The 14,821-nt window shown below is 66.4% G+C and carries 9 protein-coding genes and 1 pseudogene; 4 read left to right on the top strand and 6 right to left on the bottom strand.

The window, feature by feature from the left end:
* Positions 1-60 precede the first annotated feature (60 nt).
* Together purF and GCT19_RS17895 are read left to right on the top strand one after the other, a co-directional pair.
* A complete protein-coding gene (gene purF, locus GCT19_RS17900) occupies positions 61-1,611 on the top strand; it encodes an amidophosphoribosyltransferase (RefSeq protein ID WP_013092950.1) in 1,551 nt (516 codons plus the stop codon).
* Positions 1,612-1,695: 84 nt separating this feature from the next.
* Positions 1,696-1,854: pseudogene (locus GCT19_RS17895) on the top strand (PLP-dependent transferase); the annotation flags it as partial.
* A 17-nt stretch (positions 1,855-1,871) separates the two neighbouring features.
* Here GCT19_RS17895 and GCT19_RS17890 read toward each other — a convergent pair.
* A complete protein-coding gene (locus GCT19_RS17890) occupies positions 1,872-2,660 on the bottom strand; it encodes an AraC family transcriptional regulator (RefSeq protein ID WP_152852662.1) in 789 nt (262 codons plus the stop codon).
* Positions 2,661-2,679: 19 nt separating this feature from the next.
* Positions 2,680-3,021, bottom strand: coding sequence for an FKBP-type peptidyl-prolyl cis-trans isomerase (locus GCT19_RS17885; protein WP_013092952.1), 342 nt, complete (start codon positions 3,019-3,021; stop codon positions 2,680-2,682).
* Between the two features lie 194 nt (positions 3,022-3,215).
* Between GCT19_RS17885 and GCT19_RS17880 the strand changes: the two genes are divergently transcribed.
* Positions 3,216-4,037: a sensor histidine kinase gene (locus GCT19_RS17880; RefSeq protein ID WP_013092953.1), complete on the top strand. Its 822-nt coding sequence runs from the start codon at positions 3,216-3,218 to the stop codon at positions 4,035-4,037.
* A 90-nt stretch (positions 4,038-4,127) separates the two neighbouring features.
* Positions 4,128-5,471 (top strand): hemolysin family protein, encoded by a 1,344-nt coding sequence (locus tag GCT19_RS17875; RefSeq protein WP_152852661.1) that lies wholly within the window; start codon positions 4,128-4,130, stop codon positions 5,469-5,471.
* Positions 5,472-5,511: 40 nt separating this feature from the next.
* Here the strand turns inward: GCT19_RS17875 and treY are convergent, their stop codons facing one another.
* From treY to glgX, 4 genes are all read right to left on the bottom strand, one after another.
* Positions 5,512-8,379 (bottom strand): malto-oligosyltrehalose synthase, encoded by a 2,868-nt coding sequence (gene treY / locus GCT19_RS17870; protein WP_152852660.1) that lies wholly within the window; start codon positions 8,377-8,379, stop codon positions 5,512-5,514.
* Entirely contained in the window at positions 8,376-10,568 is a 2,193-nt protein-coding gene (gene malQ / locus GCT19_RS17865) for a 4-alpha-glucanotransferase (protein WP_321576821.1), read from the bottom strand. Before malQ ends, treY begins: the two co-directional genes overlap by 4 nt.
* The gene (treZ, locus tag GCT19_RS17860; RefSeq protein WP_018433934.1) at positions 10,565-12,469 is read right to left on the bottom strand and encodes a malto-oligosyltrehalose trehalohydrolase; all 1,905 of its coding nucleotides are present in this window, start codon (positions 12,467-12,469) and stop codon (positions 10,565-10,567) included. The genes malQ and treZ overlap by 4 nt, the downstream gene beginning before the upstream one ends.
* A 135-nt stretch (positions 12,470-12,604) precedes the next feature.
* Positions 12,605-14,818, bottom strand: a complete 2,214-nt coding sequence (gene glgX / locus GCT19_RS17855) for a glycogen debranching protein GlgX (protein WP_152852659.1) — start codon at positions 14,816-14,818, stop codon at positions 12,605-12,607.
* Between the last annotated feature and the right edge of the window lie 3 nt (positions 14,819-14,821).

Genomic DNA, 14,821 nt, shown 5'->3' with positions numbered 1-14,821 from the left:
GCGGGCGTGATCGCAGGCACCGGTCGCCATTACGAATTTTGTACCTTTGAAGGACATGCCATGTGCGGCATCGTAGGCGTAGTTTCCCACTCCCCGGTCAACCAGCTGATCTATGACAGCCTGCTGCTGCTGCAGCATCGCGGTCAGGACGCCGCCGGCATCGCGACGGCGAACGGCAGCAATTTCCACATGCACAAGGCCAACGGCATGGTGCGCGACGTGTTCCGCACGCGCAACATGCGTAGCCTGCCGGGCACGACCGGCATCGGCCAGGTCCGTTACCCGACCGCCGGTTCGGCGTCGAGCGAAGAAGAAGCGCAGCCGTTCTACGTGAACGCGCCGTTCGGCATCATCCTCGCGCACAACGGCAACCTGACCAACTGGCAGCAGCTGAAAGATGAGATGTTCCGCATCGATCGCCGCCACGTGAACACAAATTCCGATACCGAAGTGCTGCTCAACGTGTTCGCGCACGAGCTGCAACTGTCGAGTTCGGGTCTGCAACTCGATCCGGCCGCGCTGTTCAAGGCGGTATCGGGCGTGCATCGGCGGGTGCGCGGTTCTTACGCGATCGTCGCGCTGATCGCCGGCTACGGTCTGCTCGGCGTCCGCGACCCGTTCGGTATCCGTCCGCTGTGCCTCGGCAAGCTGGAAACGGCTGAAGGCGTCGAGTGGATGCTGGCGTCGGAATCGGTGGCGATCGAAGGCATTGGTTTCGAATTCGTGCGCGACGTGCAGCCGGGCGAGGCGGTTTTCATCGACGCCGAAGGCCAGTTGCATTCGCAGCAGTGCGCGACGACTCCGAGCCTGAACCCCTGCATCTTCGAACTCGTGTATCTGGCGCGACCGGATTCGGTGCTCGACGGCGTGCCGGTCTACAACGTCCGTCTGCGCATGGGCGACTACCTTGCCGAGAAAATCAAGCGCGAGCTGCCCGACGTCGCGATCGACGTCGTGATGCCGATTCCCGATTCGTCACGCCCGGCCGCGATGCAGGTCGCGAAAAAGCTCGGCGTCGAGTATCGCGAGGGCTTCTTCAAGAACCGCTATGTAGGCCGTACCTTCATCATGCCGGGCCAGGCGGTGCGCAAGAAGTCGGTGCGCCAGAAGCTGAACGCGATGAACATCGAGTTCAAGGGCAAGAACGTGCTGATCGTCGACGACTCGATCGTGCGCGGCACGACGTCGCACGAGATCGTGCAGATGGCGCGCGATGCGGGCGCGAACAAGGTGATTTTCGCGTCGGCGGCGCCGCCGGTGAAGTTCCCGAACGTCTACGGCATCGATATGCCGACGCGCGGCGAACTGGTCGCGCACGGCCGCTCGGACGAGGAAGTCGCGCGGATGATCGGCGCGGATCACCTCGTGTATCAAGACGTCGATGCGCTGAAGCAGGCGGTGCGCGATATCAACCCGGCGCTGAAGGCGTTCGAGGCTTCGTGCTTCGACGGCAACTACGTGACCGGCGACATCACGACCGAGTACCTGGACCGCATCGAAAGCGCGCGTCTCGCACCGTCGTCGCAATCGGATCGCGACGCCGCGAGCGAAGCGATCGACGGCGGCGGCCCGGCGCGTTCGCAACTGCATCTGCAACTGTCGGTGGGTTGAGCGTACACACCCACACCGCGCCTCTCCGCAGATGAAGCCCGCTTATGCCGACGCAAAAGCGGGCTTTTTTGTTGCTGCCTCAGGCGCACGACGATCACGCATCCGGCGATGACCACGCACGGCCGCATCACGCCCGAAGCGCGCGCGGTGGCGGACATCAGCGAAGTTCTGATCCGGCTTGCGGTGGGGCTCGAAAACGTGAGCGATATCCGTGCGGATCTGCAGCGCGGGCTAGAAGGCTGACAGGACCGCTGCCGCTCTCAGTGTCGCAACGCGCGCCACTGCCCGGGCGCGAGCCCAAAACGCCGCGTGAACGCGTGCGTGTAAGCGCTCTGATCGCCGAAGCCTATGTCGAGCGCGATATCGGTCAACGAAAGACGCGGGTCCGCGAGCAGCGTGATCGACGTGTCGAGCCGCAGCCGCTGCAGATAGCGATGCGGCGTCTCGCCGAACGCATCGATGAACAGTTGATGAAAGCGCCGCATGCCGAAGCCGCAGTGCGCGGCGAGGTCCGCGATCTTTAGCGGCTCGGACAGATGCGCGCGCAGCCAGCGGTCGATGCGCGCGAAATCGAGCCGAACGCCTTCGCTCTGCGCACCGGCGAGCGCCCCGGAATCGACGACCAGCGCGGCGCCCAACCGTGCCGCGGCATCCCAATGGAAGCGACGGTGAGCGGAGGCATCATCTTGCGCTTCGCCCGCCCCGCCCGCCGCATGTGCGGCAATCGTGTGCACGAGCTGCGCGAGCGCTGGATCGACGGCCACGGCTCGCGCGCGCTCGAACAGCCGCTCGGGCACCGCCAGCGACGTCGCAGGCAAATCGAGTACGAGCTGCCGGTTCGTGCCGACCCCCGAGTAGTCGTGCCGCGCGCCGGCCGGGATCAGCCATGCGGAGCCGGCGTCGATCTGCTCCGCGACGCCGTCCACCGCCATCACCATCGCGCCGTCGAGCCCGAGCACGACCTGATGGAAGTCGTGCACGTCCGACGCTTCGATCGCGCCATAGCAGCGCAGCGAAACGTTGGGGGCGGTGACGGCGGCGTGGCTCATGACAATACTTAGATGTAGCTCAGACCGCGAGCAGTTCGACTTCGAACACGAGCGTCGCGTTGGGCGGAATCACGCCGCCCGCGCCGCGCACGCCGTAGCCGAGTTGCGGCGGAATGGTCAGCTTGCGCTTGCCGCCGACCTTCATGCCTTGCACGCCTTCGTCCCAGCCCTTGATGACCATGCCGCCGCCCAACACGAACGCGAACGGGTCATTGCGGTCTTTGCTCGAATCGAACTTCTGCCCGTCGGTCAGCCAGCCCGTGTAGTGCACGGTCACGCTCTTGCCGGCGACGGCTTCGGCGCCGGTGCCTTCCACGAGGTCTTCGTACTTCAGGCCGGATTCGGTCGTCACAGTCGACATGCGTTGCTCCTCAGATCAAAACGTAAAACCGACATTGTAGGCGCGTTGACGCCGATCTCCGAGTCTTGTCCGGTTTCGCGCATGGCATGCGGATTGCGTCGCGCCTCGCGTTTCGGCCTGGGCTGGTCGGTCCGAACGGGATGCCTATAATGAGGCTTCCCCCATCATCCAGCACTGCCTGAGAGGACTCGATCGTGACTACGTCACCCACCGGGACTGCTGGCGCCCAGCCGGCGTCGGCCGGCTTCGTCATCTCCGAACGCAGCGCGCTGTTGCGCGCGGAAACCGCGTTGTTCATGCGCGATCATGTGCTGTCGCTGGTGTCGCACGACCTGCGCGGTCCATTGAATGCGATTCATAGCTGGGCGTACGTGCTCGAGCGCAAGCTCGACGCGAACGATCCGAACTCGCAGCGTGCGATCACCGGCATTCGCAGCGGCGTCGATCAGCAGGTGAAGCTGCTCGAGACGATCGTCGATACGACGCGCGCCGAAACGAAATCGCTCGCGCTCACGTATGAACCATTTCCATTGCATCCGCTGCTCGCCGAAACCGTCGAGGAAGTCCGCGCTGGCCTCGCCCGCGCGCGCGGCGTCGAGGTGCGGCTCGACTCGCAGATCGCCACCGAGCAGCTGAACGGCGACCGCGCTCGTCTCGCCGCCGCGCTGTGGCTGATGCTGACGTTCGCCGTCGAAGCGAGCGCGCGGGACGCCGAGGTCGCACTGGCGGCGCGCGCGGACAACGGCACGTGGCATGCGAGCGTCACGTACGAGCCGAACGAAGCCGCGTTGAACGACGCCGCGCTGCCGCATATGCTCGAAGCGTTCGCGCGCAAGCAGGCGGGCGAGCCGCGCGAGGCGAAGCGCATCGCGTGGGTGTTCGCGTTGTGCAAGCGCGTCGCGGAGGCGCACGGCGGCAGCTTCGAGCAAAGCGATTCGACCGAAGCGGGCAGCGTCACCGCGACGCCCGCCACGCTCGTGCTGCGCGTGCCGTTCAGCGCGGCGGTGCCGAAATGAGCGTCGCGCGCGAATGCGTTTGCGCACAATAAGATTTCATCGACCTTTCAACCCCTATACTGACAACTTTTGTTGCCGGAGCCCGTCGCTTTGATACAGGTTGTCGCCCTCATCGGTGCAATGTTTCTGGTTGCACTCAACGGCTTTTTCGTCGCCGCCGAATTCGGTCTGGTCAAACTGCGGCAGACTCGCGTGCAAAGCCTCGCGACCCAGCATGGCATGCGCGGCCGTCTGCTCGCGAAGGTTCACGGACAGCTCGACGCGTATCTGTCGGCGTGTCAACTCGGCATCACGCTCGCGTCGCTCGGGCTCGGCTGGATCGGCGAGCCGGCTTTCGCGCAACTGCTGATGCCGCTTTTCTCCTTGATCGGCGTCGAGTCCGAGAAGCTGATCCACGGCATCTCGCTGTTCTTCGCGTTTTCTTGCATTTCGTTCCTGCATATCGTGGTCGGCGAGCTCGCGCCGAAGTCTCTGGCGATCCGCGAGGCGGAGAAAATTTCGCTGTGGGCCGCGACACCGCTGTACGGTTTCTACTGGGCAATGTACCCGGCCATCTGGTTGCTCAACACGAGCGCGAACGCGGTGCTGAAGGCCGCGGGCCTCGATACCGACCACGGCCACGACTCGCATTACTCGACCGAGGAACTCAAGCTGATCCTGCGCGGCCGCCGCGCGAACGTCGCGAGCGAAATCGGTTCGTCGATCGGCGCGTACAGCCAGGACGAATGGAATACGATCGCGCACTCGCTCGACTTCTCGCGAATGACCGTATCGGACCTGATGCGGCCGTCGCATGAAATGGTCTGTCTGCGGCGCGATCTGCCGCTGCGCGACAACATGCAGGTGGTCGCGCGGCACCGCTTCAGCCGCTATCCGCTGTTCGAGGATGCCTCGGGCGAACGCGTGGCCGGCATGATCCATCTGAAGGACCTGCTGCTCGCACGTCAGGCGGGCAGCACGCTCGAAGACCTGTCGCGCTACGTGCGCCCCGTGCAGTACGTGAAGCCGGACATGCCGGCGCTCGAACTGTTCCGGCGCTTTCGCAAAGGCGCGCCGCACTTCGCGCTGGTCGGCCACAAGAACGAGAAACCCATCGGCTTCCTGACGCTCGACAACCTGCTCGGCGCGCTGGTCGGGCAGATCCACGACGAGTTCCGCCAGGGCGACGCCGACTGGACTCGCATGGACGACGGCACGCTGATGGGCAAGGGCAGCTTGCCGGTGGTGTCGCTCGAAAGGGCGCTGGGTATCGACATCGATGAAGGCAAGGCCGAATCGGTAGGCGGGCTCGTGATCCAGGCGCTCAACGATCTGCCCGGCGAAGGGCAGCGCGTCGAGTTCGAAGACTTCGACGTGGTGGTCAAGAAGATGAAGGGACCGCGCATCGTGCTGGTGCGCGTGTATCCGAAGGTGTTCGACGACGAGGGCGGTTGAGGCCCGAGCCGACCCGCAGCCTCAACCCGGTTCATCCACCTCAGCTTCGAGGCACCCCATCCTCCACCAGCACCGCGACCGGCATCGCGGCAAGCGCGTCGCGCAGATACAGCAGCCCATGATCGTCGACTTTCGGCGCGGCGGGGCTCAGCCAGTCGAACAGCGCGCGCGCCGACAGATCGGGCGGCATTTCGATAGCCGTGTCCGCCCATTGCGCGGGCTCGACGAGCGGCAAGTCGCCTTCGTCGCCGAGCAAGCCCGCGGCCAACCGGCTGGCGATCACTACGGCCCACGCATTGCCATGGCGCCGCGCGAACGCGATCACATTCGACGCATGCGCGCCGCGCACCGTGAGCGGCAGATAGGTACCCTGACTCAGCAGCTCCGGCAGATGCGCGCGCAGCGCCAGCACGCGCTGGATCACCGCGAGCTTCACGCGTCCGTCGCGCCAGTCCGCCAGAAATTCCGACGGCGGTGTTTGCGGCTGCGGCAGCCACGCCTCGCGTTTCGCGAAATCGACTGGCCGCCGATTGTCCGGATCGACGAGGCTGAAGTCCCACAGCTCGGTGCCTTGGTAAAGATCGGGGATTCCGGGTGACGCGAGACGCAGCACCGTCTGCTGCAGACTGTTGAGCGCGCCCGCGCGACCAATCCGCCCGACGAACGCCGACAGTTCCTTCAGAAAGGCGTCGCGCCGCTGCGGCGCGAGGATGCCGAACAGAAACTCGCGGCAGCCGGCTTCGTAGGCTTCGTCGGGGGCGAGCCAGCTGGTTTGCAGCTTCGCCTCGCGCAACTCCTTCAACTGCCATTGCGCGACCCGTTCGGCCAGCTCCTTGACGCCGGCTTCGTCGTCGGCGCTTAGATCCGGCGGCCAGCAGCCCACCAGCGTCTGGTACAGCATATCCTCGGCGGCGGGGCCGGGAGCCCATGCGTCGCTCTTGTCCTGACTCACGCTGCTGATCGGCGTGCCGTCGAGCGCGCGACGCTGCGGCGCGTTCAACGTCGACCATGCACGCAGCGTCGCGCCCCATTCGTCAGCGATCTCGCTCAACACCGCGAGCCGCGCGCGCACGTCTTCACCGCGCTTGTGATCGTGCGTGGCGGTCGCCAGCATCGCATGCGGAAAACGTTGCGCGCGCTCGAGATTGCCCGCGTGAAACTGCTCGACCGATAGCGCGAACTCGCCTGGGTCCGAGCCCACTTCGTTGCGCGACAGTAGACGCCCGTAGCGGTAGCACGCGGTGTCTTCGATCGCCTTGGCGGCGAGCGGCGCGGTCAGCTGCGAAAACAGCGTTTGCGCGCTGCGCCGGGACGATCCCGCATGCGGCTGCGCTCCGCCGCCTTGCGCCTGCTGCTGCGACTGCGCGCCGGGCCGCGCGGGCGGCGCCTCTTCGGCGCTGCCGCCGAGCCACGCATTGACGCGCTCGAGCGTCGCGTCGTCCGAGCGCGGCAGCGAAGCGCGCGCGCCCGCCAGCGCCCGCTCGAAATAGACGTTGTCGGCGGCGCTGCGCAGGCCGCCCAGCGGGTACATGCGGTACACGGGGAAATGCACGACCAGCTCGGTCAGCACGCGGCGCAGCGCCGGGTACGTGAAGTCGCGCGTGCTCAGCGAGTCGCGTGCGATCCGATGCAGCGCGCGCGCCGCGCGGTCAAGTTCCGCCGAGAAGTTTTCCGCGAGAATCTTGCGCCGCGCCGCATGCGCTTCATCGGCGAAGCGCGCGCTGCGGCCGGTCAACTCGGACCACGAGTTGGCGAGCGGCTCGGCGCCGGCCGGATCGTGCAGCAGCGCGCCGACGTCGCTCATGAAATCGTAGCCGGTCGTACCGTCGACGGGCCAGTCGTCGCGCAACGGTTCGCCGCGACCGAGAATCTTCTCGACCACCACGTACGGCGCGGTGTCGCGCAACTCGCTGAGCCGCTGGCGCAAACGCTGGCAGTATTCGCGCGGCTCGGCGAGCCCGTCGATATGATCGATCCGCAAGCCGTCAATGAGCCCTTCGCGGTAGAGGCGAAAGATCAGCGCATGCACCGCCTCGAATACCTCGGGCCGCTCGACGCGCACGGCGGCGAGCGATGAGATGTCGAAGAAGCGCCGCCAGTTCACTTCGTCGGAGGCGGTGCGCCACCACGCGAGCCGGAAATGCTGTCGCTCGATCAGCCGATGCAGCCGGTCGCGCGTGACCGGATCTTCGGGCGCGTAAGTCTCCAGCACGAACTCGATCGCCGATGCGCCTTCGCGCGCGACGAACTCGCGCAGCGCGTCGCGCGCCTCGGCGGCGCGCGGCTGATCGGCGGGCTGCGTCGTGAGTCCGTGAAAGCGATTGGCGAGCGCGCTCAGATCGGCGCGGTCGGCGCCTTGCAGGATCGCCGCGTAATCGACCGGGCAGACCGGGAACACGTGCGGACCGTAGCCGATGTAAAAGCGTCCGCTGTCGGCCGCGAAATGCAGCCCGATGCGGCCCGCCGTCAGTTCATCGCCGTACGACGCGCCGAGCGTCGGCAGCAGCACCTTGCCGCGCAGCGCGGGATCGGGCGAATGCCAGTCGACGTCGAAATGTCGCGCATACGCGCTGTGGCGTCCCCATTCGAGGATGTCGAGCCACCACGCGTTGCTCGAACCCCCGACGCCCATGTGATTCGGCACGATGTCGGCGATGAGCCCCATGTCGTGCGCGCGCAGCTTGTCGACGAGGCGCCTCAAGCCCACCTCGCCGCCGTATTCGGCGCTGACCTGGGTGTAGTCGACGGTGTCGTAGCCGTGCATCGAGCCGGGCTCGGCCGTCGTGATCGGCGACGCGTACAGATGGCTGATGCCGAGCGCGGCGAAGTATTCGACGTGGCGCGCGGCGTCGTCGAACGTGAAGCCCCGATGGAACTGGAGGCGCAGTGTGGAGCGTGGGACGGTCATGGCGTGTCGGGCTCCGCGGAAGTGTTCGGTGAGGGCGCGGCGGCGCGGCGAGCGCCGTCGACGGCCAGCAGTCGATCGGTGAATACGGGGTCGTCGAACATCGCGTCGACGGGCAGCGTCATGCGGCGGCGCCAGTTCGGATGTTCGTCGATCGAGCCCGGCAGGTTCGGCTGCTCGGCGAGCGCGAGCAGGTCTTCGAGCGGAAACGTGACGAGCGGCCCGGGCGTCGCGGCGACGAATGCGAGCGCTTCGTCGACCGGCGGGTTGTCGGCGTCGGGTGGCGCGACATCGGGCGCGGCCACGCCCGCTCGCTGGAACGCGCGCCACAAGTCGGCGCGCTGCTGCGCGCGCTCTTCGAGCGCCGCTTCTTCGGGGTCGCGGCCGTCGGCGCGCGCCATCGTCTGGCCGATGCGGTTGCGCCACATGATGTCGCTGCCGCGCCACCAGCCGGCGACGGTCGGCAGATCATGCGTGGTCGTCGTGCCGACCGCGTAGCGGTCCCAATCGGCCGGTGCCTTGAAGCCGTGGCCGTCGGGCGCGCCTTCGAACCACAGCACGCGAATCCCCTCGATCCCGTGCTCGTCGAGCCGCTCGCGAAAACCGGACGGCACGGTGCCGAGATCCTCGCCGATCACGATCGCGCGATGCCGCCACGATTCCAGCGCGATCAGCCGCAGCAGGTCTTCGAGCGGATAGCGCAGATACGCGCCGTTGCGCGCGCTCTCGCCTTCGGGCACGAGCCACAGACGCCGCAAGCCGAGAATGTGATCGATGCGGATGCCGCCGGCATGCGAGAACGCAGCGCGCAGCATGTCGATGAACGCGGCGAAGCCTTGCGTGCGCATCGCGCGCGGCGAAAAGGTGGTGAGTCCCCACGACTGGCCGGCCTGGTTGAACAGATCGGGCGGCGCGCCGACCGACACGCCCTGCAGCATGTCGTCGGGGTAGGACCATGCATGGCTGCCGGCGCTGTCGCAACCGACCGCGAGATCGGCGATCAGGCCGACCGCCATGCCGGCTTCGCGCGCGGTGTGCTGCGCGTGCAACAGGCCGCGCGAGGCCAGCCACTGCAGGAACAGATGAAAGTCGACCTCGTTGCGATGCGCGGCGGCGAACGCCTCGACTTCGGGGCTGCGCGGGTCGCGCAACGCATCGGGCCAGTTGCGCCAATGGCCGTCGCCGCCTTGCGCGAGTTGCGCGGCCTGCAGCGCTTCGAAGCGCGCGTGATCTTCGAGCGCGCGCCCCGCGCGTTCGCAGAAGCCGTGAAACTCGAGTGCGCGCGGCGAGTGCTGCGAGCGCTCGTTAGCGTTGAACTGCTCGTACAGCGCGCGCAATACCGTGAGTTTCACCGCTGTCGCGTGCGGCCAATCGATCAGCGGCAGCTCTTCGTATTTCGACGCTGCGTTGCCGGCCTGCGCCGATGCCGATGCGCACGCGTCCGCGCCGAACACCGCGGCCGGATCGATATGCGTGACGTTGAGCCACAAACGCGACGACGGCGCATACGGGCTGAAGCGCTCGGGCTGCGCGCTGAACATCGCGTGGGTCGGACTGACGGCAAGCGCGTGCGCGCCGCGCTGCGCGCCATGCCGAGCAAGCTGCGCGAGCGCCGTGTAATCGCCGATGCCGCCATCGCCGACGCGACGCAATCCATACAGCTGCGCGGCGATGCCCCACAGTGGCGGCATGGGCGGCGCGGCTTCGCCTTCACCGCCGTGCAGCGTGTGCCACGCGTCGGCGACGGTGAAGCAGCGCGGCGGCGCGACCGCGAGCGTCATGCGCTGATCGTTGATCACGAGCGTGTGATAGCCGGCTTCGTCGATCGGCGCGAGCAGCGCTTCCTCGCCTTTCGGCGCGGTGAAGCGGCCGTCGATGATCGCGCCGCTCTCCAGCTCGATCCGGTAATGGCTGCCCGACTTGACCGCGGCCGCAGGCAGCGCGATGCCACGCCCGATCACCGCGGTCATCAGCGGCGGTAGCCGGCGGCCCGAGAGTTCGGCTTCCAGAGCAGCGGCGCTGTGGCGAATTTCCGTGGCATTGCCGCACGGCAGACCCATGCGTTCGAGCAGCGTGCCGAGTGTCTTTTCGGGCACGTGCTGGGTGTTGTGGTGCGCGTCCTGCCACTCCACCTCGAAACCTGCGCGGGTGGCGAGCGCGGCGAGCCGGTCGTTGGGGCGTCGGGTCGTCACGCGCGCTGCTCCTCGTGCGATGCGATGCGCGCATCGTGGCGGCTCGCGAATTCGTTGATGTCGCCGGTCAGCCACGCGATGCACGCATCAGCGGGCAATACCCGCGCGTCGGCCTGCTCGCGCGCGCGTGGCGGCGTTTCGAAAATGATCTTGCCGGCCGGGGTGTCGTCGAGTGCGACGCTGCGCTGCGACAGATTCAGCGCGATCGATAGCGTCTCGCCATCGCCGAGTTTCCAGCGCGCGACCAGCGCGTTTGCGTCGCTGCCACTGGCATCGCGCAGTACGGTCGCGCCGCACGCCTTCGTATGTTTCAGGCGCGGCGTGATCAGCTTCGCGCGCACCGCGAGCGCGGACTTGTAGTAATGCATCCAGTCGAGCCGATCCGGTGTCGGCTTGGCATCCGGCGCGGGCGGCGACGACGCGGCGAAGGTCTGGGCATCGTTCGGATCGGGAATCTGCGCGCGGCTTTTCTCGTCGCTGAACGCGGCGAAACGCGCGAATTCACGGCGTCGCCCTTCGCGCACCGCGTCGGCGAGATCGCCGGTGTAATCGGTGAAAAACAGGAACGGTTGCGTCGAGCCGTATTCTTCGTCCATGAACAGCAGCGGAATTTGCGGCGACAGCAACAGCAGCGCGGTCGCGGCGCGCAGCGCGTCGTCCGAGGTCAGCTTGCGCAGACGTTCGCCGAACGCACGGTTGCCGATCTGATCGTGGTTCTGCAAAAACATCACAAACGACGTGGGCGGCAGATGCGCGCTCGCTTCGCCACGCGGCGCACCATCGTGCAGCGGCGACGGCTCGCCCTGATATGCGAAGCCTTCGGACAGCACGCGCGCGAGGCGGCGAATCGGTTCGTTCGCATACGCGTGGTAATAGCCTTCGGTTTCGCCGGTCAGCAGCACGTGCAGCGTGTTGTGCGCGTCGTCGTTCCATTGCGCGTCGAAATGCGCGTCGAGCAGGCTCGCGCTGTTGTGCTCGTTTTCGAGCACCAGATGCACGTGGCGGCCATGCTGCACGCGCGCGCGGATATGGTCGGACAGCTCGCGCAGCCACGCGGGGTTGTCGATCGCATGCACCGCATCGAAGCGCAGTCCGTCGAAGCGGTACTCGTTGATCCAGTAGACCGCGTTGTCGGTGAAGAAGTCGCTGACTTCGCTGCGCTCGAAGTCGATCGCGGGGCCCCAGGGCGTGTTCACGCCCGCTCGGAAAAACGGCTCCGCGTAAGTATGCAGATAGTTGCCGTCTGGTCCGAAGTGGTTGTAGACGACGTCGAGAAACACCATCAGGCCGACACCATGCGCGGCGTCGATCAGTGCCTTGAGTTCTTCGGGACGGCCGTAGGCGGAGTCGGGCGCGTACGGCAGCACGCCGTCGTAACCCCAGTTGTGACGACCGGGAAAGTCGTTCAACGGCATCAGTTCGATTGCGGTGACGCCGAGCGCGGCGAACTCGGGCAGGCGCTTTTGCACGCCCGCATAGCCGCCCATTGCACCGACGTGCAATTCGTACAGCACCGTTTCTTCCCACGGCCGGCCGTGCCATCCGGTGTGTTCCCAATAGTAGGCGCGCGGATCGATGACCTCGCTCGGGCCATGCACGTCCCGCGGCTGGAATCGCGAGGCCGGATCGGGCACCGTCTGCTTGCCGTCGAGCTGGAACCGATACAGCGTGCCCGCGCCGCTCTCCACGGTGGTCTCGAACCAGCCGTTGCCGGTCGGGGCCATGTCGTGCGTGCCTTGCGCGTGGCCGTCTTCGATGACCACCTGCACGCTATTGCACGACGGTGCCCAAAAACGGAACCGCGTGCGCGGTCGCGTGCCGGTCGCGCCGATCAACTGCGCGCTGAACGGCAGGCAGTGCGCGTGATGATGCGCGTGAGGATCAATCGGACTATCGGACATGTCTTCACCATTCGAATCTGCAAACGCGCCTGGATAACAATGTGACGCGACGCAAGCATTGCGTCGCAACATTCTTGCCACCCCGGCTGCGTTGCGATTTGTCCAAGCTCAACCTATGTCGCCGCAGTGCATCGTTCATTCCGAGCCGTCGTCGTTTGATGTCTGCGCGCCCGGGTCGGGCGGCAGCGCAGTCAACAATCGCGGACCGTGCTGCGCGCCAGCCACCCAGCCGGCTTGCCAATCCGCTTCGCCGGTCGGCTGCGCGGCGAGTATCACGAGGCCGTGCGCGCCGACCTCGAGTTCGGCCGTCGCGAGCCGCTGCGGCGCGCGGTCCGGATCGGCGGTGTCCAACAGCACATGCCATTCCAGGTGCGGCGCGGGAGGCGAGAACTGCAGCGGTTCGTCGTGAGCATTGAGCATCAATAACAATACTTCGGTTTCGCCATTCAGGCCCGGTCCTGCGCGACGCAACGTGAACGCGCGCCCTTCCGGGTCCTGCCACGCTTCGATCGTCAGCGGATCGCCGTGTTCGTCGAACCAGCCGACGTCGAACAGGCCGGGCAGCACCTCGCGGTCGCCGAACAGAAAGCGCGTTTCACGCAACAGCGGGTGACGCTTGCGCAACCCCACCACGCGCGCGACGAACTCGGTCATGCGCCGGCCTTCCGGCGAATCCGCAAGGTCCCAGTCGATCCACGATAGGTCGTTATCCTGACAGTAAGCATTGTTATTGCCGCGCTGGGTGCGCAGCGCTTCGTCGCCGGCCAGCAGCATCGGCGTGCCGAGCGCGATCATCAGTGTCGCGATCAGCGAGCGCGACACGCGGCGGCGCGTGGCAAGAATCGCGGGGTCGTCGGTCGCGCCTTCGACACCCCAATTGCGGCTGCAATTCTCGTTGTGGCCGTCGTTGTTGTCTTCCTGGTTGGCTTCGTTGTGCTTCTGCTCATACGCGGTGACATCGGCCAACGTGAAGCCGTCGTGTGACGTGACGAAGTTGAGCGACGCCCACGGCTTGCGATGCCGCCGGTTGAACAGATCGGCCGAACCGGTCAGGCGCGCGGCGAGGTCGGGCCGCAGGCCGGCGTCGCCGCGCCAGAACCGTCGCACCGTGTCACGGAAACGGTCGTTCCATTCGCTGAAGCCCGGCGGATGATTGCCTAGCTGATAGCCGCCAGGGCCGAGATCCCATGGCTCGGAAATCAGCTTGCGTTGCGACAGCACCGGGTCTTGGCGCAACGCGTCGAACAGGCCCGAACCCGGGTCGAAGCCGTGGCTTTCGCGCCCGAGCGTCACCCCCAGATCGAAACGGAAGCCGTCGATGTTGAACGCGGTCGACCAGTAGCGCAGCGAATCCATCACCATCTGCATCACGCGCGGATGCGGCAGATTGACCGTGTTGCCGCAGCCCGTGTCGTTGATATGGTGACGCTCGTCGCCGGGAATCAGCCGGTAGTAGCTGGCGTTGTCGAGGCCGCGCCATGAGATGGTCGGGCCCATCTCGTTGCTTTCGCAGGTGTGGTTGTAGACCACGTCGAGAATCACCTCGATGCCGGCCGCGTGCAGTTGCCGCACGGCGATGCGCATTTCGTCGAGCCGGTGCGTGCTCAGATAGGTCGGCTCCGGCGCGAAGAACGCGGCCGTGTTGTAGCCCCAGTAGTTGCGCAGGCCGCGCTCCACGAGGAAGCGGTCGTTCAGAAACGCGTGCACGGGCAGCAACTCGACGGCGGTCACGCCGAGCTTCAGCAGATGCTCGATGAACTCCGGCGCCGCGAGCGCCGCGAACGTGCCGCGTTCGTGCTGGCGCAGATCGGAGCGCAGCATCGACGCGCCGCGCAAGTGCGTTTCGTAGATCACGGTTTCGCCCCAAGGCACGTCGGGACGCCTGTCGTGCGACGAGTCGAACGCCTCGTCGACGACGACGCACTTGGGCATCGCGGGCGCGGAATCGCGCCGGTCGATCGAAAGGTCCGCGCGATTCGAATGCACGCGATAGCCGAACAGCGCGTCGGACCAGCGAAACTGCCCGACGAGCTTGCGCGCATACGGGTCGAGCAGCAGCTTGTGCGGATTGAAGCGATGCCCGAAATGCGGCTGATACGGTCCATGCGCGCGAAAGCCGTATGCGGTGCCCGGATGCGCGTTCGGCAGATAGCCGTGCCAGATCTCGTCGGTGCACTCGGGCATGGCGAAGCGGCGGATCTCCTTGCGTCCGGTGGAATCGAACAGGCATAGCTCGATTTTTTGCGCATTGGCCGAAAACACCGCGAAGTTGACACCCAGCCCGTCCCAGCTCGCGCCGAGCGGATACGGTGAGCCGGGCAGCAACCGGTCGGGCAACGCATGCGACATGTT

It is taken from the genome of Paraburkholderia atlantica, from assembly GCF_009362785.1.
Taxonomy (GTDB): domain Bacteria; phylum Pseudomonadota; class Gammaproteobacteria; order Burkholderiales; family Burkholderiaceae; genus Paraburkholderia; species Paraburkholderia atlantica.
The sequence above is the reverse complement of the archived record's forward strand: the minus strand, read 5'-3'. Positions and strand labels throughout refer to the sequence as shown.

What these genes read in the sequence shown, in the direction of transcription:
- purF (WP_013092950.1), top strand. Translation starts at nt 61, where the DNA reads ATGTGCGGCATCGTAGGCGTAGTTTCCCACTCCCCGGTCAACCAGCTG.
- GCT19_RS17890 (WP_152852662.1), bottom strand. Translation starts at nt 2,660, where the DNA reads ATGAGCCACGCCGCCGTCACCGCCCCCAACGTTTCGCTGCGCTGCTAT.
- GCT19_RS17885 (WP_013092952.1), bottom strand. Translation starts at nt 3,021, where the DNA reads ATGTCGACTGTGACGACCGAATCCGGCCTGAAGTACGAAGACCTCGTG.
- treY (WP_152852660.1), bottom strand. Translation starts at nt 8,379, where the DNA reads ATGACCGTCCCACGCTCCACACTGCGCCTCCAGTTCCATCGGGGCTTC.
- treZ (WP_018433934.1), bottom strand. Translation starts at nt 12,469, where the DNA reads ATGTCCGATAGTCCGATTGATCCTCACGCGCATCATCACGCGCACTGC.
- glgX (WP_152852659.1), bottom strand. Translation starts at nt 14,818, where the DNA reads ATGTCGCATGCGTTGCCCGACCGGTTGCTGCCCGGCTCACCGTATCCG.